The sequence below is a fragment of the Streptomyces sp. R33 genome (assembly GCF_041200175.1).
Taxonomy (GTDB): domain Bacteria; phylum Actinomycetota; class Actinomycetes; order Streptomycetales; family Streptomycetaceae; genus Streptomyces; species Streptomyces katrae_B.
The window spans coordinates 1,229,506-1,247,936 of the sequence record NZ_CP165727.1; the positions used below are offsets into that span (position 1 = coordinate 1,229,506).

Sequence of the window (18,431 nt, forward strand, 5' to 3'; positions counted from 1 at the left end):
AGGAACAGGGCCCTGGACTCCAGCATGAACCTTCCCGCCTCCCCGGCCGAGGAGGCCGTGTCCGCCGAACTGGCCGAGGTGCGCCCCGCGCTCGGTTCCGCGTACGGGGCCGCACTCGCCGGCGCCCGGGCCGCCGTACTGACGCGGCTGTGGCGGGCGCTTGCCTTCGAACCGCTGCCCTGGGTGGAGCGCCGGGAGCGCGGGCCCGGCGGGCTGACGCTCCTGCTGTCCGGGGGCAGACGGCTGGAGGGCCCGCTGCCGGACCCGTACGCGACCGACCCGTACGTGTCCGAGGTGCTGCTCGACGGCGCCCCGTACCGGCAGGCCGGGCGGCTGGTGGTGGCGCTCGGGGTGCCGCACGGGGACGCGTTCGCCGCCGAGCTGGACGACAGCACGGCCTCGCTCGCGCTGTCCCGGGCCGGGCAGCCGGCCGCGGAGGACCAGGCCCCGCAGACCGGCTGGGCGTGGGAGCAGCGGGTGGTCGACGGGCATCCCTACCACCCCAACTGCCGCTCCCGGCCCGGATTCTCGGTGGCCGAGCAGCTGGCGTACGCGCCGGAGCACCGGCCGGTGGTCGAGCTCGGGCTGGCCGCCGTACGGGCCGGGGAATGCCTGGTCACGGGAGCCTGGCCGGCCGAGCTGCGGGAGGGCGGCCGGCTCCTGCTGCCGGTGCACCCGTGGCAGGCGGAACACGTCCTGAAACAGACGGGCCGGGAGCCGGGGGCGCTGCGCCCCGGCCTCGCCGCGCATCCCCTGATGGCCCTGCGCACCCTCGCCCCCGTGGCGGGCGGTGCACACGTCAAGACGGCGCTGAGCACGCGGCTGACGTCCTCCGTACGGGACATCTCGGAGTACTCCATCGAGACGGCGGCAGCGGTGTCCGCGTTCGCGCAAGCCCTGTCCGAGCGGCTCGACGGGCGGCTGCACGTCACCCGGACCCTGGGCGCGGCGACCGCACGCAGCTCTGACCTGGCCGCGGTGCTGCGCGAGCCGCCCGAGGTGTACGCGGACGCCGCGGCGGGCGAGTGGGTCGCTCCGGTGGCGGCCCTGGCCCTGTCGCCGCTCGCGCGCTCCGCGTCGTGGCGGGCCGAGCTCGCCCGGCTGGCGCTCTCCGTGTGCCTGCGGGTGCTGGACCTCGGGGTGGCGCTGGAGGCCCACGGCCAGAACCTCCTCGTCGTCCTGTCCCCGGCCGGGGATCCACTGCGGCTGGTCTACCGCGACCTCGCCGACATCCGGATCAGCCCGGACCGGCTCCTCCGGCACGGTCTGCCGGTGCCGCCGCTGGCGGGCCGGCTGATCACCGACGACGTGACCCTGCTGCGGCGCAAACTGTTCGGCTCCCTGCTGACCGGGACCCTGGGGGCCACGACGGGCTCGGCGACGGCCTTCGGCGAGGCGCTGGCCGAAGCCGCCGGCCTCCCGGCCACCGCCGATACGGAGGCCCTGCTGACCGCGCCCCTGCCGACCAAGGCCCTGACGCTGATGCGGCTGAGCCCCGGTATCCCCGGCGACCAGTGGGCGCAGCTGGACAATCCCCTGGCCGGGGCCGGCGGGCGGGGGCGGCGGCAGGGCTAGGACCGCCGCAAACACCTTCAGGCCCTGCTGCCCTCCAGCACCTCCAGCCGCTGCTGGGTCAGTCGCAGCAGTCGCGGTTCGAGGCTCGGCAGGGCGCGCAGCAGGCGGACGAGTTCGGGGCCGGCGTCGCGTGCCTCCGCCTGGTCCTTGAGCTGGGTCCAGCAGTAGAGGGCGCCCGCCGCGGCCGCGAGGACCTCGGGGGCGTCCGGCGGCTGGTGCTCCAGGCGGGTGCGCCCGGCGTTGATCCACAGCTGGGTCGCCGACCGGTAGTTTCCGGCCATGCGGGCGAGGTCGGCGCGGATCTCCGCCCAGTGGGTGGCCTCGGGCGAGGAGTACCCGTGGGTCTGCAGCACGTGTTGCTCCCAGGCCTGGGCGAGCGTGGCCGCCTCATGGTGCCGGCCTCCGGCGGCGAGGGCGTGGATGTGCGGACGGGGGTCCGGAACCTGCACCTGCTGCTCCTGGGCGGCGGGTGCGCTGAGTTCGCGCGTCGCCGGGAGGACGAGGGTGCCGGGCGGCAGGGCGGCGGCCCCGACGGCGAAAGCGTGCAGCTGGAGGTTGGCGGGGCGGGTGGGGCTGCGGCGCAGCTGGTCGATCCAGTGGTGGGTGTACGAGCTCACCCGGTCCGCTCCGCCGGCGAAGGCGGGCGGGACGACGACCCCGTACACCTCGGCGGTGGGCGGCGCGGGCAGGCACCCGTACTCCTGGAGCACCGGCCAGGCGGACTTGTCGGCGACGAGGTCGAGCACCACGGTGGTCGGCCCGGCGGACCTGGCCCCGAGCTCGGTGCCCAGCCAGTCCCAAGGCAGGGCCGTGTAGCGGACGGTGGAGGCCGTGGTCCCGGCCAGCGCGAGGTGGAGCCGGTGCCCGCGGCGGTCGAGGGTGAGCCGCCCCGACAGGTAGACGAGCAGCGGCCCCGGCGTGGCGGCGGCGGTGCGCAGCCGCATCAGCACGGTGTTCGGATCCCGGGCCCCGTCGAGGTACGTGGTGTCGGTCGGGATCTGACTGTTCAACAGCGCCGACGCGGGCAGCACCCCGAGCGCGGCCAGATTCGCACTCGGCGCGACCTGGACGGCCCGCCGCCGTACGGCGGCGTCGCCCGCTATGAGAAGAACATGCCCCCGCTGCTGCCTGCCGGCTCCGTCGATCTGCATGGGCAGACCGTACTCACCTCACGAGCCCCTCGCAGCCCGGGGTGTCGAACCATTCCCTTACGGCCCCCGTCGGCCGTCCGGCGACGGGATTTCCGGGGCGCCCAAGTCGTCTCGAGCCGTGGTCGATTGTGGTGACCGGACCGTGCGTGGGCGGCAGACTGCCCGGAGGGCCGGAACAGATCCCAAGGGTTCTCCGGAGCCGACGGCCACCGTCTCGGTCAACGCCGCCGGGAGCGTGCTGGTTTCGCCCCGCTCCCCTGGGCCGTTCGGGGGGCAGCGTTGTCTCCCTGGGCCCGCCTTCGCTCCGATCGGCCCGGGCGATGGCAGGAAGGAGGGATGAGCCTCCATCGCCGCCAGCTGCTGGGCAGCGCACCCGCAGCCGTGCTGGGCGCCTTCGGCGTCGCGGCGGCACCGGCCCGCGGCCCCGACTGGGCGGCGCTCGCCCGCGGGATGGACGGGCGGGTGGTGCTGCCGGGCGACCGCGACTACCCCGAGGCCCGGCAGTTGTTCCAGCCCCGGTACGACACGGTCGCGCCGGGCGCGGTGGCGTATCCCGCGCACGCCGCCGACGTGGCCGTCTGCCTGGACTTCGCCCACCGCTCCGCCGTCCCCGTCGTACCGCGCGGTGGCGGCCACAGCTACGCCGGCTGGTCCACCTGCGCAGGCGGGCTCGTCGTCGACGTCGGCGCCATGGCCGGGATCACCGTCGAGGGGGCGCAGCGCGTGCGGATCGGCGCCGGGGCCCGGCTCGGCGACGTCAACCGCACCCTCTCCGTGGAGCGCCTCGGCATCCCGACCGGGCTGTGCCCCACCGTCGGGATCGCGGGGCTCGCCCTGGGCGGGGGCCTGGGCCTGGCCTCCCGGGCCTACGGGACGACCTCCGACGCCCTCACCGGCGCCACCGTGGTCACCCCCGACGGGGTCGTGCGGGAGGTCGACGCCACCCACGACCCGGGGCTGTTCTGGGCCTTGCGCGGCGGCGGGGGCGGAAACTTCGGCGTGGTCACGGAGTTCCGCTTCCGTACCCACCCGGCCACCGACTGCGCCTACGCCGAACTCCACTGGGCCGAAGCCGACTCCGCCCCCGTGCTGTCCGCCTGGCAGCGCTGGCTGGCCGCCCTCCCCGACCCCTTCTGGAGCCAGGTCGAGTTCCTCGTCGAAGGGACTGCGGCCCAGGCCCCGGCCGTACGCGTCCTGTGCCTCGACGGGCGCGCCGAGCTCGAACGGCAGCTGACCCGGCTCTCCGACCTGGTCGGCAAGCCGCTCCGGGACAGCTGGACCGTCGTACGCACGTACGAGGAGACGCTGCGGGCCATGTCGGGCTGCGAGGACCGCGATGCCGCCCAGTGCCATCTGCCCGGCACCCTGCCCGGCCGCACCCCCGAGGGCCGGATCGGCCGGGAATCGTACGGCGGGCGCTCCGACTTCTGGGGCGCCGCCGGGCTGCCGGACGCGGGGGTCGCCGCAGTGCTGGCCGCCGTACGGAGGTACGGACAGAGCGTGCCGGCCGGCGGGCTCGGGGTCGTGCAGTTCAGCGGCGAATGCGGCGGTGCGGTGAACCGGCCGGCGGCGGCCGACACCGCGTTCGTGCACCGCGACAGCGCCTTCCTCACCCAGTACCTCGCCTACTGGCCCGCGTCCGCGACGCCCGCTCAGGTGGCCGGGCACCAGCGCTGGCTCGACGGGCTGTGGCAGGACCTGCGCCCCTGGGCGAGCGGCCGCGCGTACCAGAACTACGTCGACCCGAAACTGCCCTCCTGGCGCGAGGCCTACTACGGGCCGAACCTCACCCGCCTCGAAGACGTCCGGCGCACCTACGACCCCGACCGGCTGTTCCGCTTCCCGCAGGCCATCTAGGGGTGTCGTGCGGATCCGGCCGGGCTCGCGGCGTGATCCACACGACACCCCCCAAAGGAGCTCGACATGCGACGTACGTTGACCGTGGCGGCGGCGACGGCCGCCCTGCTGCTGCCCGCCGGGCCGCTGCCGGTGGCCGAGGCCGGGAGCGCCATGCCGCCGCCCGGCAAGTGGTCCGCCCGCGAGGCGGAGAACTTCTGGACGGCCGACCGGATGGCGGCCGCGGCCCCCATGACCCTCGCGTCGGCCGCTCCGGCCACGGACCCCGGCACCGGGCAGGACTTCGACGGGATCCCGGTCGTCGGCCGGATGTTCGTGATGAAGGGCGGCGGCGCGTACTTCTGCACGGCGAGCGTGGTCGCCTCCCCCGGCCGCAACCTGGTGCTGAGCGCGGCCCACTGCCTGCTCGGCACCGACGCCCGCCAGGTGGCCTTCGTACCGCTGTACACGGCGGACAACCCGCAGCCGTACGGGATGTTCCCGGTGCAGCGGGCCGCCGACGGAAAGTCCAAGGTGTGGATCGACCCGCGCTACAAGAGCCTGGGCGCGGACAAGGGCGCCACCCTCGACGTGGCCTTCGCACAGGTCGGGCCGGATGCCGACGGGTTCCCCGTCGAGGACGTGGTCGGCGGGAACCGCCTGGTCACCGGCGCCGGTTACGAGCACGCGAACGTGTCGCTGATCGGCTATCCGGCATCGGCTGCGCGCCCGCGGCTGTGCGTGAACCGTACGACCAAGTTCACGAGCAAGGACGCGGGCATCCCCGGATCGTTCCTGCGCATCGACTGCACCGGGTACCCCGGCGGGACCAGCGGCGGCCCCTTCCTGAAGAACTACGACAAGGTGACCGAGACCGGGGACGTCGTCGGGGTCATCGGCGGCTGGAAGACGGGCGGGGACACTGCCGACACCTCGTACAGCTCGTACTTCGGCCCGGACGTCAGGAAGTTGTACGAACAGGCGGTTGCCGGGGCAAAGGCGGCGTGAGCACCCGCACCCAGCGGGTGCGCCTCGGGTTCCCCACCGTGCGCGGGGTCGCCGGGAGCCCGTCGGCGGTCAGCTGGTCGGCGGGCGGGAGCCCGAGCTGGCGCCGCAGGTCGGCGAGGGCCGCGTGCACCGGCGCCAGGATCACCTCGGCGCGCGGATGTGCGTACACGAGTGCGTGCGCGGTGGTCTCGATGGTCTCGGCGGCGTCCTCCGCGGCCGTACGGCTCCACCCGCCGGGCTCGGCGGAGCTCCAGGGGGCGACGGCGTCGTAGAGGTGGCAGGCGGCATCGGCCGCGGCGTCGGCCCGTTGACCGACGCCCGGCGCCGCGATGGTCGGCAGCAGCTCCATGCCGGGTCAACGACCGAAGCCCCCGCGGGGAACGACCGGCGGGCCGCCGGATCCGCCCGCCTCCTCAGGCGGCCACCGTCTGCAGCCAGACCGGGAGCAGCAGCAGGGAGACCACCGAGCTCTTGATCACGAGCGAGGCGGAGAGGTCCACGCCGACGTCGTAGCGCTGGGCGAAGACGAAGAGGTTCTGCGGGGCGGGCATCGCGGCGATCAGGACGAGGTACGTCAGCCACTCCCCCCGTACGCCGAACAGCAGCCCGCACACCGCCCAGGCCAGCAGCGGGAAGCCAAGGCACTTGAAGGCGATGAGGGCCAGCTCCTCGCGGCCGGTGCCCCGGATGTCCAGTCCGAGGCCGCCGAGGTGGAGGCCGAGGGCGAACAGGGCGATCGGCGAGGCGCTGTCGCCGACGAAGCCGGCCCCGTCCAGGACCACCTTCGGGACGTGCACCGAGAGCAGGTTGAGCAGGATCCCGGCATTACAGGCCAGCACCAGCGGGGTCGAGAGCGAGGCGCCGACGGCCCGGAGGAGCCGCTGCCCGGGACCGCCCGCGGCCGGGCCGGCCCGGCCGAGCTCCATGATGGAGATGACGACGAGGGACAGCACGCAGACCTGGAACAGCAGGACGGGGAAGATCGGCGCGGCCGTCCCGAAGAGGGTGATGAACACCGGGACGGCGAAGTAGGCCGTGTTCACCTGGACTCCGGCCATCACGCGCAGCGCCACGTCGCGGGGCTCCCGCACGCCGTGGGCGCCCGAGGCGAAGACGATGGCGAGCACGGCGACGCCGGCGGCCGCGGCGTAGGCGCCGATGGCCCGCCAGTTGAACAGGGTGCCGAGGTCGCTCGCGTAGATGTTGCCGAAGAGGTAGCAGGGGACCGCGAAGAGGAAGGCGTAGTCGGCGAAGGCCTTGGACGCCTCGGCGGGGACGATCTTGCGGCGGGCGAGTACGACACCGCCGCCGAAGGCCAGCAGTACCGGCACGAGCTTCTCGAGTGCGGCTGCCGTGCCCATGCGTACCGGCTCCCCCTGTGATCGACCGCGAGCAGCCTACTCGTGCCCGCCCGGCGGGCTTCGGCCGCATAGGCTGGTCCGATCATGAGCGATCGCGACGAAGCCCGCCCCCGTACGCCGGCCCCCGCGAAGGCGGCCCGGGCGCCGATGCGGTTCACGGTGGTGCTGCGCACGCCGGCCCGGGCGGCGCAGCCCCTGTTCGCGCAGGCGCCGAAGGCCTGGCAGCGGATGCTGCCGTACATCGTCGTCGGCGTCTTCGTGGTGGCGCTGCTGCCGACGACCATCGCCGTGCTGACGAACGACTACAAGGCGGGTGGCGGCTGGGCGGGGGCGCTGGGCGTGGCCCAGACCGTGCCGCTGCTGCTGGCCGTGACGCGGCCGGTGCCCGCGTGGGCCCTGATCCTGCTCGCGGACACCGCCGGTGCGATGGTGCTCGCCTCCGCCGACGCGGTGGCCGGGCACGCCTGGCCGTGGACCCCGATGAACATCGTCGGCTACCTGCTGCTGATGATCTGTCTGGGGCTGCGCGAATCCATCCGGACACTGGTCGGGGTGTGGCTGGTGACGGGCGCGGTCGGGGTGGCGCTGGGCTTCTACGAGCTCGACGGGGTGACCACGACGGCCGCCCTCCTCTTCGTGCTCAGCGGGGCCTTCCTCGCCGTGACCGGGGCGCTGCGCGGGATCGGCGACGCGCAGCAGCGGATCGCCGAGCAGGAGAGCATCAGCGAGGCCGAGCGGGCCCGGCGGACCCTGCTCGAGGAACGGGCGCGGATCGCCCGGGAGCTGCACGACGTGGTGGCCCACCACATGTCGGTGATCACCGTGCAGGCGGATTCCGCGCCGTACCGGCTGCCCGGCATGCCGGAGCCGGTGCAGGAGGAGTTCGCGGCGATCGCGGCGAGTGCGCGCGAGTCGCTGGGCGAGATGCGGCGGCTGCTGACGGTGCTGCGCAGCGATGGGGCGAACGGCGGCAACGGAACGTCCGGCAGCGGGGGCGCACTGGCCCCGCAGCCGGGGATCGGCCGGATCCAGCAGCTGGTGGAGGCGACCGTACGGGCCGGGCAGCCGGTGGAGTTGTCGCTCGCCGCCGGAGCGGCGCGGGCGGCGCCGCCTGCCGTGGACCTGTCGGCGTACCGGATCGTGCAGGAGGCCCTGGCGAACGTGGTGCGGCACGCGCCGGGGGCCGAGACCCGGGTGTCGGTGACGCACGACGCCGAGGAGGTCCTCGTGCTCGTGGTGAACGGTCCGGCCGCCCGCGATGCCGTGGTGGCGCTGGAGAGTTCGGGCACCGGGCACGGTCTGGTGGGCATGCAGGAACGCGTACGGTTGACGGGCGGGACACTGGACACCGGCCCGCTGCCCGACGGCGGCTTCCGGGTCGCGGCCCGCCTGCCCCTGCACGAACCGACGGACGAACCGCCGAACGACCCGACCGAGGACGCCAGTTGACCATCCGTGTGATCATCGTCGACGACCAGGCCATGGTGCGGGCGGGGTTCGCCGCCCTGCTGTCGGCGCAGGCCGACATCGACGTGGTGGGCGAGGCCCCCGACGGGCGGGAGGGGGTGCAGGTCTCGCGCACGGTGCATCCCGACGTGGTGCTGATGGACGTGCGCATGCCCGAGATGGACGGGCTGACGGCGGCCCGGGAGCTGCTCAGCCCGCCGCCGGGGGTCGTCCACCGGCCGAAGGTGCTGATGCTGACCACCTTCGACATCGACGACTACGTGTACGAGGCGCTGCGCGCGGGTGCCTCCGGGTTCCTGCTGAAGGACGCGCCGCCGGCCGATCTGATCGCGGCGGTCCGCGTGGTCGCGTCGGGCGATGCACTGCTGGCGCCCTCGGTGACCCGGCGGCTGATCGCGGACTTCGTCCAGCAGCGGCCGGCCCCGCGCAAGGACCCGGCGCTGCGGCTGAACGGGCTGACCCCGCGGGAGACCGAGGTACTGGAGCTCATCGCGCGCGGGCTGTCGAACCAGGAGATCGCCGGGCACCTGGTTCTGGCGGAGCAGACGGTGAAGACGCACATCGGCAGGGTGCTGGCCAAGCTGGACCTGCGGGACCGGGCGCAGGCAGTGATCTTCGCCTACGAGGCGGGGCTGGTCCGGCCGGGCGACGCCGACTGACGCCTTCCCGAGCGCGGCGGTCTCCTCCACCCCCTACCGGGGTATGACATCCGACTTGGCTCCACGGTCCGACGTCCGCTGCGACACCTTCTCCTTAATTTCCTCCTCGTCACGAGGAGAGGAGAAGGGGCATGCGCCGCTTCGGAAGGACCCTGGTCACGGCCGTACTGGCCGTGGCCGTGGTCGGGGGGACCGCGGGATGGGCCTCCGGCGACAGCCAGCACGCGGTCACCGGACCGCCGCCCGGCACCGCCGCCTGGCGGGCCGAGTCCGCGTCCGGCCGTTCGCTCCCCGACCCCGCGAGCGCCTCGCCGCACGACGTGGCCCGGTTCTTCGCCGGGCTGGACGAGGCCGGGCGCCGCGAGCTCGTCCGGCGCCACCCGCTGGTGGTCGGCAACCTCGACGGAGCCCCGGTCCCCCTCAGGTACGAGGCCAACCGGCTGGGCGTCCTCGCGACCGGCGAGGCGCGCTACGCCTCGCTCGCTTCGCCGGGGCGGCAGATCCTCGCGTTCGACCCGCGCGGGCGCGGCCAGGTCGTCGAGGTCTTCGGGGATCTGGAGCGGGCCGCACACGTGGCGGTGATCGTGCCGGGTTCCGACAGCGACGCCACCACGTACGACGCGAAGCGCGCGCCGAACACCGGTCCGGCCGGGATGGCCCGGTCTCTGCGCGCCGCGGCCGGTGAGAACACCGCGGTGGTGGCCTGGACCGGCTACACCACCCCGGTCGGGGTCGGGCTGGACGCGGCCTCCGGGCGGCTCGCCGAGGCGGGCGCGGACCGGCTGGCCCGGTTCACGGCCGGGCTCGACGCGGTCGGCGCGCCCGACCCGGTGCTGTTCTGCCACAGCTACGGCTCGGTGGTCGGGGGGCTCGCGGCCGGACGTACGGACGCCAGGGACATCGTCGTGTTCGGCTCCCCCGGCATGCGCGCCGACACCGCCGCCGGCCTGCACACCCGCGCCCGCGTCTGGGCGGCCCGGGGGCCCGCCGACTGGATCGCCGACGTGCCGAACGTGCAGCTCGCCGGGCTCGGCCACGGCGCCGATCCGACCTCCGCCGGCTTCGGCGCCCGCAAGGTGCCCGCCGCCGACGTGCACGGCCACACCGGCTACCTCGTGCCCGGCACCCAGTCCCTGGCCGCGTTCGCCGCGATCGCGAAGGGAGAGGTCCGATGAGCACCCTGACCACGCTCAGGAGGGCCGCCGACCGGATCGAGCGGCAGACCCCCGCCCACCGCGACCGGGCCGTGGACGGGCTGCGCGCCCTCGCCCTGCTGGCCGTACCGACCGGGCACTGGCTGCTCGGCGGGTTCGCCCTCGACGCGGAGGGCGGCCTGCACAATGCCAGCCCGCTGTCCGCCTTCGGCGGGCTGGCGCCGGCCGGCTGGGTGCTCCAGATGCTCGGCATCTTCTTCCTGGTCGGCGGCTACGCCTCGGTGCTCTCGTACCACCGCCGCCCGGGGTCCGCCGGGGCCTGGCTGAAGGGCCGGGTCGCCCGGCTGGGGCGGCCGGTGCTCGGGGTCACGGCGGTGTGGGCGCTGGCGGCGCCGGTGCTGTACGCGGCGGGCGTGCCGGAGGCCACGCTGCGGACGGGAGCCACCCTGGTGATCCAGCCGCTGTGGTTCGTCGGGGTGTACGTGGTGGTCACCGCGCTGACTCCGTACTGCGTACGGGCGGCGCACCGGCTCGGCGGCTGGGCGGCGGCCCCGCTGCTGGCCTCGGTCGCGGTGGTGGACTTCCTGCGCTACGGGCCGCTCGCCGACTCCGTGCCCTCCTGGCTGGCGCTGGTGAACATCCTGCCGGGCTGGCTGTTCGCGTACCAGCTGGGCGTGTCCTGGGGCGAGCGGCGGATCGGGCGGCGCGGGGCCTGGCTGCTGCTGGTGGGCGGGACCGTGCTGTTCGCGGCGCTGCTGACGGTGTTCCACTACCCGGCGTCGATGGTCGGCGTACCGGGCGAGGCGCGGACGAACTCGCACCCGCCGTCGCTGCTGGTGCCGGCCCTGGCCGCGGCGCAGTCGGGGGCGGCGATGTTGCTGCGGGACCGGCTGGCGAGGCTGCTGGCCCGGCCGGCGCTGTGGGCGCCGGTGGTCGTGATCAACCTGTGCGCGATGACGATCCTGTGCTGGCACCAGACGGCCATGCTGGCGGCGGCCGTGCCCGGTGCGTTCGTGGGAGAGCTGGCGGGTCTGACGACGGCGCCTGACAGTCTGGGGTGGATCGCGGCGCGGCTCGCGTGGATGCCGGTGTTCGCGGCGCTGCTCGTGGGCATCGCCCGGTACGCGCGCCGGTTCGAGGAGCCGTGGAAGCGGGCCACGGCGGTGCGGCGGGCGCTCGCGGGACTGCTGGCGGCCGGTTTCGCGGTGTTCGCACTGGGTCTGGCGTAGGCGCGTCTGCCGGGTGATTAGCAGGACCGTTGCCGTCCGTCAAGCCACGGGATGCAGGGGCATGACGCGATGCGCGGGCCGGGCCTTACTGGACGTGGGCTCACGCAGCGAAGTGGTCCCGCCCGCATCGGCCCACTCACCCAAGGAGAATTCCCATGAAGCACCCCTTTCGGACGCGGCACTTCCTCGTCTTCGCCGCCTCGACCGCCGCGGCTGCAGGCGCCGTACTGTTGCCCACCGGCGCATTCGCCGCCACGGAGGCAACGCCGCACACCGTCGTAGCCGAGAGCAAGCCCGCCACCCCCGAACAGGACAGGAATTCCACCCTCCTCCTGGTCGTTCCCGAGGACGGCGACGAGGGCCGGATCATCGTCAAGCCCGACGTCAACGACGCCACGGCCAATTTGAACGAGCGCGTGTTCGAAGGCCGGGACGACGACCCGGGCGCCGCCTCCGGCAAGAGTCATCGAAACGACGACACCCGAGTGAAGTTGCCCCGCAAGGAACCGGTCTGGATCTGCGTCACTGCTCCGTGCGGTCCCCCGCCGCAGGCCAAGAGCGTGATCACCTGAGTGCGGCAAAGTTGCCCCGTCTCGCTGAGCTTGGATGAGTCTCACTGATCCGGGCTGGGCGGCCTCGGTTCTCAGGTCTGGTGGCTGCATCTCTCCCCGGCAGCTGCCACCCGACGTGACCAGGAAACCGCTACTTCAATGAGAACCCTGACGCGGCCGTCTCAGACCTCTCTCGGGGGGGCTCAAGGCGATCCGGGCGTTTCGTGCAAAGTCATGAAGCGTCAAGCTCAGACCGAGTCGTCCAGATGGTGGAAGGCTCCTTCGAACTCTCCAGAGGCGATCAGCTCGGCGATCACGCTCACCATCCCTCGGATGCCGGGATCCCGAACGATCAGCCCGTCCGAGCACCAGAAGCACCGGCCGCCTGCGGCTTCTCCCGTCTCCTCCCACCTCTTCATCAACCGGCTGACCTCGGCGACTGTGAAGATCGTCGCACTCCAGCGTGAGCCATTTGGGAGGCGAACCTCAGCATCGACGTTGCAGACCCGGTCGAGTACCTCATCAGGGTTCGGGAGGAAGAAAGCCTCGAAGCCATCGGTTCGGACGCGATAGTAAGGGCCGTCCCATCCGGCCTCGGAACGCAGTTCCGTGCTCATGCTGGTCACCTGGGGAGGATCCCAGCCCGCGACGCCGGGCACAACTGGCTTGCGGGCAGCTGATCACACTGGTGACACTCCGGCTAGTGAGCAGGTAGTTTGCGGGACGACAGAGAGAAGAGTTCGCATGGACTCCCGGATCATCCGCATCCGACGCAAACTAGCCAAGGTGCCCTACGCCGCGCTGCGAAGCCACTCCTTCGGTGAAGAGAAGCACCGGTTCCGCCTCGAACCCCCGCTGCTGGACAGCAAGGTCGCCGAGTTCGAGGCCGGCCACCATATCGAGCTGCCCGATCCCTACCGCAGCTTCCTGACCACACTGGGCGGGGGCGGAGCATCGCCTTTCTACGGCCTGCTGCCGTTGCAGTCATGCCGACCGTTCACGATGGACCCCCAAGGCGAGCCCAGCCGCCCTCGGGGGTTCACGTTCGCCAGCGGCCCGCCTCACCGAGGTGACCTGTTCCTGCACATCATCGAGGCAGGGTGCACCGACCTGGTGCTTCTCGGTATCACCGGTCCCCTGACGGGCCGCGTCGTCACCGGAAACGCTGACGGCTTCCGGGGCCCCAACGTCTCGTCGGCCACTGACTTCCTGGCCTGGTACGAACGCTGGCTCGACCACATGCTCGCCGGGCGCGACAACCGTGACCTGGAACTGACCTCACCAGCCCTGCGAGCGCCGGTCGACCGCATCCTGAGGCAGCACCGGAACTGCACCCGAAGGGTCCATGCCGCATAGAACGCCAGCATCACTTCGATCGCGCCAACGATCATGGAGTAGCCCATGGGTGCGCTACCGCGATGTCCCGCGCCTGTCAGGACCCGCAAACGCAGCCATCCGTTGCTTGGAGCGCGATCGACTGATACCCGGGATCGTCGCCACGGCCGTGAGCGTGTGGTCCGCCCGAGTCCACGGGACCCAGCGACGTTGGAAGCCATGGGAGGCCGAATTCACCTGCGCCTGCTGCGGCGAAGGCTGGGCCCGCGACAAGCTCGAAGAGACTGTCTTCATGCTTCCGCCCCGAGCCTCAGGCGAACTACGAGCACAGGTCGATGGTCTGGACTCGGTGTTGCTGCGGCGGACCCATCACGAACCACAGGCAGCTTCCGAACTGGCCTGGTGGCACCGCAGGTTCTGATCACGGGAGCTTGCGCTCGCCGCTCCTGGAAAATGCCATCTTCAATGAGACCCTCGCCACCGACGTCCCAGCAAAAATGACAATTCGCAGGCCAGAGCCCCTTGTCTGAATGAGACGGGACAAAAGTGGCCCGATGGCCCACGCCGAGAGCGCCGCTCCCCGAAGGGAGCGGCGCTCTCGGCGTGGTCGGGAAGCAGGTCAGGCGATCGAGGCCGCGACGATGGCGGCCACCGCCAGGTTGCAGCAGGCCGTGACCCAGACCGCCGGGTGCGGCTCCGGGTCGACGACGATGGCGCCGAGCTTGCCGGGGGTCACCCAGTCCAGCACGACGAAGGCCACGCCCATCAGGACCAGGCCGAGCAGGCCAAAGGCGGCGGTGGACAGCAGGCCCTTGCCGAAGTCGTCGTACGTGGTCCAGATCGAGGTGAAGACGATCCCGCCGACGCCGAGGAGCGCGGAGCTCAGCATGACGGCCGCATTCCGGTTGCGCTCCTCCCAGATCTGCTTGGGGAGCTTCCCGGGCGTCAGCACGTCCACCAGGACGATGCCGAGGATCAGCAGCACCAGGCCGAGGGCACCGAAGGCGCTGGTGCGGCCAAGTCCGTTGATGATGTCGCTCATTGAGAAGCCGTTCTCCGCGGGGGTAGGAAGGTCCTGCCGTACCTGACGCGCACCTGCCGTCAGGGTGGCCGAATCTATCGCACGGTCTTACGGCAGACCATGGGGAGGTCAGGGAATGGTAAAGCTCAGAGCGGCGGGGGCCGGTGAGGCGGAGGCGCTCACGGCGCTGGTGCTGCGTTCCAAGGGGTACTGGGGGTACGACGCGGAGCTCCTGGCCTCCTTCGCGCACGAACTGCGGATCCGGGCCGATGAGGTGGCGGACCGCCGGATCGTGGTGGCCGAAGACGCGTCCGGCGGCCGGGTGCTGGGGCTCGCCTCCCTGGAGGGCACGGCGCCGGTGGCCAGGCTGGGGCTGCTGTTCGTGGAGCCGGAGTCCGTCGGACGGGGCGTGGGGCGGCGGCTGTACCGGGATGCGCTGCGCCGGGCTGCCGCACTGGGGTTCCGCAGGCTGCTGATCGACGCCGATCCGCATGCGGCGGGGTTCTACCGGGCGATGGGCGCGCTGGCTTCACCGGCGTCCTGCCGGCCGGGCGACGAGGACGTGCCCGCGGGCCTGGTGCGGTTCGAGGCGGCGCCCGCGCCGCTCGCCGGCTGGGCACGGGCCTGGACCGGCGGCGGACCGGCCGTGCACGTCGGCAATGTCGCCGAGTACAACGCGCAGTTCGCCGACGCCTCCCTGGACCGCGAACAGCGGGCCGCGCACCACTACGCCTGCCTGGCCGCGTTCTACAGCCCGTGGCCGGGGGCGCTGGTGCTGCCCGGGGCGGTGCCGCGGGACTGGATCGACCGGGTCTGCCACGTCTTGGAGTGGGAGGGATCCGAAGGGGAGGGGCCGGAGGTGTACGACGGCCTGGTGGACGGGGGTTCCGGACTGTCGGATGCCGTACGGGCCCGCCCGGCGCTGGCCGGGCGGCTGACCGCGGCCGGGCTGCCCCTCGTACCGTGGGGCCGGACGGAGGCCTTCGCGCGGCTGACCGGGCGGCCGTGGCGGCCGCGCGAGCTGCGGTACGAGTCGAAGTCGGCGGCGCACGGCCTGTTCGCGCGGACCCTGGCGGGCGGCGGGCACCCCCTCATCGTGCTCCCCGCCCAGTGGCGGGCCGCCAACCGGCGGGCCGCGGCGCGGCTGCTGGCCGCCCGGGCCGAGGCGGGCGAGAGCACCGTTCTCAAATCGGAGCACGGTGTCGGCGGCTCGGGCACCACCGTGGTGACGCCCGACCGGGTCCGGGCGGCCGGCGGCGCCCGCGCGGTCCTGCGTGCTCTGCCGCGCGGGCCGCTGCTGGTGGAGGAGTACGTGGCAGGCCCGACGGAAGCCGGCGCACCGCGCGATCTGACGTACGACGGGTTCGTGGACGGGGCGGGCCGGGTGCACGAGGCCGGCGGCGCGGTGATGGACGTGGCGGGCACCGGGTACCGCGGCGCCACGGTGGGCCCCGGGGTGGTGCCCGCATGGGCGGAGAAGCCGCTGCTCGCCTTCGGGGAGGCGGTGGGACGGGAGCTGGCGGCCGCCGGCTACCGGGGCTGGTTCGACGTGGACTTCGTCGCCGACGGCGCGGGACGGCTGGCGCCGACCGAGACGAACCTGCGGCTCACCGGGCCGTCCGTCGCCTTCATGGTGGCGGCCCGGCTCGACGCGCTGCGGGGCGCGGGCCATCTCGTACGGATCGTGGACCGGGTGGAGCTGGGGGCCCGGCTGCCCGAAGCCCCGCTCGAGGAGCTGTGCGAGATGCTGGCCCGGCGCTGCACGGAGCTCGGGGCGGTGTTCCTCCCCGCCATCCCGACCGGAGCGTTCGACCCGGCGCCCTGGCTGGGCGTGTTCGTGGCCGCGCACAGCAGGGAGGTGCTGGACGCGGCCGAGACACTGGTGCGGGCGGAGGCACTCGCGGTGGGGGCGGCGTTCGCCGAGGATCAGCGGGTGGTGGAGCCCTCGGCGTCGTCGGCCTCGTCGGCCTCGTCGAAGTCGAACGGCGAAGGCGGTTTCCGGGTGACGTAGAGGGCGACGACGACGGCCGCGATCATCAGCGGGATGTTGAAGAGGTAGACGAGCGCGGCCTGGACCGGCCAGTCCTGCTTGGCCGCGAGCCGGTAGGAGTTGTCCTGCGGCCACCAGGCGATGAGCAGGTAGACCACCGCCAGGTGCGCGGCCGCGGTGGAGCCGGGCCTCTGGCCCGGGCTCGCGCCCGGGCCGTGGCGCATCATCAGCGCGCGGCCTGTGAAGAGGAAGATCAGCCCGGCGGCGAACGCGGCTCCCTCGAACAGGTAGAGCACGAAGAAGAGGAACGCCCACGGGTTGGGCACACCGCTCAGGTCGGTCGCGCCCGGCCAGAAGATCTTGGAGAGGATGAAGAAGAGCAGGCCGGTGCCGGCCAGGAACGGAACGCCGAAACAGACGATCCCGAACGCCGTGAGGTTGCCGCTGACGGCGGCCCTGTACTTTCCGGCGCCCCCCTCGCCCGGCTTCGCCGCGAGCGCGGGCTTCGCCAGGGCCTGCCGGTTCTCCTGGCCCGCGCGGTTGCGGGGCAGGGTGCGCAGCCGGACCACGGCGCTCGGGGTCCGCGTCGGGAGCACCTTCCCGGTGAGGTGGGCACGGAGCTCACCGCTGTCCGGCAGGCCGGCGCCCGGGGGCCAGGAGTGCTCGTCGGCGGGCGGGGCCACGTAGGCGACCAGTCGGCCCGTACCGTCGCGGTCCGGGACCTTGGCGACGAGTGCGGCGCCGACGTCCGGGTGGGTCCGGATGACGGATTCGACGGCGTGCGGGTGGAGCACCGCACCGGCCACGGTGAGCTGGTCCCGGATGCGGCCGCGGAACTCCAGCAGTCCGTCCGGGCGGATTTCCGCGCGGTCGCCGGTGGGGATCGCATCGCCGCCGTCGGGCGGGGTGAGGTGGATCTCCCCGTCGCGCAGGTCCACGCGGCAGCCGGGGAACGGGGTGCCGATCAGGGCGATCTGCTCGGGGTCGTCCAACGGGCGGGGCAGCTGGGGCAGTTCGAACCAGGCGCCGACGCCCGCGGTGTCGGTGGGTCCATAGACGTTGAGCAGCCGGGCGCCGGGGCGGAGCGTGCGCTGCAGGGCGGCCTGCTCGTCGAGGAAGAGCCGGTCCCCGGTGACCGTGACCAGCCGCAGCGACCGCAGGGCCGGGTCGGGGTCGCGGCGCTGCCTGCGCGGCGCGGCCGAGGAGCCGGATCCGGCGCCGCTCGCGGGGTGCAGGAGCAGCCGGGCCGCCCCGGCCGGGTCGGTGTGCACCACACTGACCTGTTCGGTGGCGACGGCCCGGCGGATCCCCTCGGGCGTCCAGGGCCCGCGCTCCGGCACGACGAGGGCGCCGCCGGAGCACAGGGCCCGGGTCCAGCCGGCGGCGAAGGCGGTGACGTCCGCTCCGGGGGTGATCAGGTGGCGGTCCTCGGGGCCCGGCCGGGTGACCTCGGCCCAGCCCTCTTGGGCGGCGAGCAGCCGGGCGTGGCCGACGGGGACGGCGCGCGGCACCGTCGCTCCGGTGAACAGGACGGCCGCGGCCGCCGTCCCGGGCACGGGCCGCTCCGGGGGTTCGGTGGGCCGGCCGGTGATCGCGGCCGCCTCCGTGTCGAGGCGGATCACCCGCAGGCCGCTGCCGTCGTCGAGCCGGGCGTGGTGCGCGGCGTGGGTGAGCAGGACGTACGGCGTGCCGGCGGAGAGCTGCCGCTGCCCCGTGAGCGGGACCTCGACGTCGATGACCGTGTAGACCCCGCCGGCCTTGAGGACCGCGAGGAGGGCGACGACGAGTTCGGGCCGCCTGGCGGTCCCGATCGCCACGACGGCGCCGGGCGACAGCCCGCCGGCTATGAGATGGTGCGCCAACTGGTTGGCGCGGGCGTCGAGTTGTCCGTAGGTGATGCTGTCCGCGCCGGCGATGACGGCGTATGCCTGCGGGGTGTCCCGTGCCTGCTGCTCGAAGAGGTCCAGGACGGTGGCGGCGGTGGCCCGGCCGGAGCGATCGGACCCTGGTTCCTGCGTCGATCCCTGCGTCATCCCCCGATGATGACACCCGCCGCCGACAGCGGGCCGGAGACGTGAACATCCCCCGTACGAG

Annotated in this window: 16 protein-coding genes; 10 read left to right on the forward strand and 6 right to left on the reverse strand. The window is 73.4% G+C overall.

Features of this window, described 5'->3' with window-relative positions; all coding sequences use genetic code 11:
• Window positions 1-24: 24 nt before the first annotated feature.
• Window positions 25-1,575, forward strand: coding sequence for an IucA/IucC family protein (locus AB5J51_RS06115; protein ID WP_369777074.1), 1,551 nt, complete (start codon window positions 25-27; stop codon window positions 1,573-1,575).
• A 17-nt stretch (window positions 1,576-1,592) separates the two neighbouring features.
• Here the strand turns inward: AB5J51_RS06115 and AB5J51_RS06120 are convergent, their stop codons facing one another.
• The gene (locus AB5J51_RS06120) at window positions 1,593-2,726 is read right to left on the reverse strand and encodes a hypothetical protein (RefSeq protein ID WP_369777075.1); all 1,134 of its coding nucleotides are present in this window, start codon (window positions 2,724-2,726) and stop codon (window positions 1,593-1,595) included.
• 336 nt (window positions 2,727-3,062) lie between these two features.
• On the opposite strand from AB5J51_RS06120, the gene AB5J51_RS06125 reads away from it, so the two are divergent.
• On the forward strand, window positions 3,063-4,583 hold the full coding sequence (locus tag AB5J51_RS06125) for an FAD-binding oxidoreductase (RefSeq protein ID WP_369777076.1): 1,521 nt from the start codon (window positions 3,063-3,065) through the stop codon (window positions 4,581-4,583).
• Window positions 4,584-4,649: 66 nt separating this feature from the next.
• Window positions 4,650-5,570, forward strand: coding sequence for a serine protease (locus AB5J51_RS06130; protein ID WP_063785290.1), 921 nt, complete (start codon window positions 4,650-4,652; stop codon window positions 5,568-5,570).
• On the opposite strand, the gene AB5J51_RS06135 is transcribed toward AB5J51_RS06130, so the two are convergent.
• Window positions 5,524-5,919 (reverse strand): hypothetical protein, encoded by a 396-nt coding sequence (locus AB5J51_RS06135; RefSeq protein WP_369777077.1) that lies wholly within the window; start codon window positions 5,917-5,919, stop codon window positions 5,524-5,526. The two genes, AB5J51_RS06130 and AB5J51_RS06135, sit on opposite strands and share 47 nt — an antisense overlap.
• 64 nt (window positions 5,920-5,983) lie before the next feature.
• Entirely contained in the window at window positions 5,984-6,931 is a 948-nt protein-coding gene (locus AB5J51_RS06140; protein ID WP_369777078.1) for an AEC family transporter, read from the reverse strand.
• Window positions 6,932-7,015: 84 nt separating this feature from the next.
• Between AB5J51_RS06140 and AB5J51_RS06145 the strand changes: the two genes are divergently transcribed.
• The 5 genes from AB5J51_RS06145 to AB5J51_RS06165 all read left to right on the forward strand — a co-directional run bounded on the left by AB5J51_RS06145 (window position 7,016) and on the right by AB5J51_RS06165 (window position 12,012).
• Complete coding sequence (locus AB5J51_RS06145; protein ID WP_369777079.1) at window positions 7,016-8,380, forward strand: sensor histidine kinase; 1,365 nt, start codon at window positions 7,016-7,018, stop codon at window positions 8,378-8,380.
• On the forward strand, window positions 8,377-9,057 hold the full coding sequence (locus AB5J51_RS06150) for a response regulator (RefSeq protein ID WP_369777080.1): 681 nt from the start codon (window positions 8,377-8,379) through the stop codon (window positions 9,055-9,057). Before AB5J51_RS06145 ends, AB5J51_RS06150 begins: the two co-directional genes overlap by 4 nt.
• A gap of 131 nt (window positions 9,058-9,188) precedes the next feature.
• Window positions 9,189-10,232 carry an alpha/beta hydrolase gene (locus AB5J51_RS06155; RefSeq protein ID WP_136223817.1) on the forward strand — a complete coding sequence of 348 codons (1,044 nt, stop codon included), beginning with the start codon at window positions 9,189-9,191 and terminating at the stop codon, window positions 10,230-10,232.
• A complete protein-coding gene (locus AB5J51_RS06160; protein ID WP_369777081.1) occupies window positions 10,229-11,440 on the forward strand; it encodes an acyltransferase in 1,212 nt (403 codons plus the stop codon). The genes AB5J51_RS06155 and AB5J51_RS06160 overlap by 4 nt, the downstream gene beginning before the upstream one ends.
• Before the next feature lie 155 nt (window positions 11,441-11,595).
• A complete protein-coding gene (locus AB5J51_RS06165) occupies window positions 11,596-12,012 on the forward strand; it encodes a hypothetical protein (RefSeq protein ID WP_136223815.1) in 417 nt (138 codons plus the stop codon).
• Window positions 12,013-12,239: 227 nt separating this feature from the next.
• Here the strand turns inward: AB5J51_RS06165 and AB5J51_RS06170 are convergent, their stop codons facing one another.
• Complete coding sequence (locus AB5J51_RS06170; protein WP_136223814.1) at window positions 12,240-12,608, reverse strand: hypothetical protein; 369 nt, start codon at window positions 12,606-12,608, stop codon at window positions 12,240-12,242.
• Window positions 12,609-12,735: 127 nt separating this feature from the next.
• Here AB5J51_RS06170 and AB5J51_RS06175 point away from each other — a divergent pair, with 127 nt between their 5' ends.
• Entirely contained in the window at window positions 12,736-13,347 is a 612-nt protein-coding gene (locus AB5J51_RS06175; protein ID WP_369777082.1) for an SMI1/KNR4 family protein, read from the forward strand.
• Window positions 13,348-13,945: 598 nt separating this feature from the next.
• Here the strand turns inward: AB5J51_RS06175 and AB5J51_RS06180 are convergent.
• Complete coding sequence (locus AB5J51_RS06180; RefSeq protein ID WP_136223812.1) at window positions 13,946-14,368, reverse strand: DUF350 domain-containing protein; 423 nt, start codon at window positions 14,366-14,368, stop codon at window positions 13,946-13,948.
• Between the two features lie 115 nt (window positions 14,369-14,483).
• On the opposite strand from AB5J51_RS06180, the gene AB5J51_RS06185 reads away from it, so the two are divergent.
• Window positions 14,484-16,358 (forward strand): GNAT family N-acetyltransferase, encoded by a 1,875-nt coding sequence (locus AB5J51_RS06185; RefSeq protein ID WP_369777083.1) that lies wholly within the window; start codon window positions 14,484-14,486, stop codon window positions 16,356-16,358.
• On the opposite strand, the gene AB5J51_RS06190 is transcribed toward AB5J51_RS06185, so the two are convergent.
• Window positions 16,274-18,370, reverse strand: a complete 2,097-nt coding sequence (locus AB5J51_RS06190; protein WP_369777084.1) for an AMP-binding protein — start codon at window positions 18,368-18,370, stop codon at window positions 16,274-16,276. The genes AB5J51_RS06185 and AB5J51_RS06190 overlap by 85 nt on opposite strands.
• Window positions 18,371-18,431: the final 61 nt, after the last annotated feature.

What these genes read in the sequence shown, in the direction of transcription:
- AB5J51_RS06115 (WP_369777074.1), top strand. Translation starts at nt 25, where the DNA reads ATGAACCTTCCCGCCTCCCCGGCCGAGGAGGCCGTGTCCGCCGAACTG.
- AB5J51_RS06120 (WP_369777075.1), bottom strand. Translation starts at nt 2,726, where the DNA reads ATGCAGATCGACGGAGCCGGCAGGCAGCAGCGGGGGCATGTTCTTCTC.
- AB5J51_RS06125 (WP_369777076.1), top strand. Translation starts at nt 3,063, where the DNA reads ATGAGCCTCCATCGCCGCCAGCTGCTGGGCAGCGCACCCGCAGCCGTG.
- AB5J51_RS06130 (WP_063785290.1), top strand. Translation starts at nt 4,650, where the DNA reads ATGCGACGTACGTTGACCGTGGCGGCGGCGACGGCCGCCCTGCTGCTG.
- AB5J51_RS06135 (WP_369777077.1), bottom strand. Translation starts at nt 5,919, where the DNA reads ATGGAGCTGCTGCCGACCATCGCGGCGCCGGGCGTCGGTCAACGGGCC.
- AB5J51_RS06140 (WP_369777078.1), bottom strand. Translation starts at nt 6,931, where the DNA reads ATGGGCACGGCAGCCGCACTCGAGAAGCTCGTGCCGGTACTGCTGGCC.
- AB5J51_RS06145 (WP_369777079.1), top strand. Translation starts at nt 7,016, where the DNA reads ATGAGCGATCGCGACGAAGCCCGCCCCCGTACGCCGGCCCCCGCGAAG.
- AB5J51_RS06155 (WP_136223817.1), top strand. Translation starts at nt 9,189, where the DNA reads ATGCGCCGCTTCGGAAGGACCCTGGTCACGGCCGTACTGGCCGTGGCC.
- AB5J51_RS06160 (WP_369777081.1), top strand. Translation starts at nt 10,229, where the DNA reads ATGAGCACCCTGACCACGCTCAGGAGGGCCGCCGACCGGATCGAGCGG.
- AB5J51_RS06165 (WP_136223815.1), top strand. Translation starts at nt 11,596, where the DNA reads ATGAAGCACCCCTTTCGGACGCGGCACTTCCTCGTCTTCGCCGCCTCG.
- AB5J51_RS06170 (WP_136223814.1), bottom strand. Translation starts at nt 12,608, where the DNA reads ATGAGCACGGAACTGCGTTCCGAGGCCGGATGGGACGGCCCTTACTAT.
- AB5J51_RS06175 (WP_369777082.1), top strand. Translation starts at nt 12,736, where the DNA reads ATGGACTCCCGGATCATCCGCATCCGACGCAAACTAGCCAAGGTGCCC.
- AB5J51_RS06180 (WP_136223812.1), bottom strand. Translation starts at nt 14,368, where the DNA reads ATGAGCGACATCATCAACGGACTTGGCCGCACCAGCGCCTTCGGTGCC.
- AB5J51_RS06185 (WP_369777083.1), top strand. Translation starts at nt 14,484, where the DNA reads ATGGTAAAGCTCAGAGCGGCGGGGGCCGGTGAGGCGGAGGCGCTCACG.
- AB5J51_RS06190 (WP_369777084.1), bottom strand. Translation starts at nt 18,370, where the DNA reads ATGACGCAGGGATCGACGCAGGAACCAGGGTCCGATCGCTCCGGCCGG.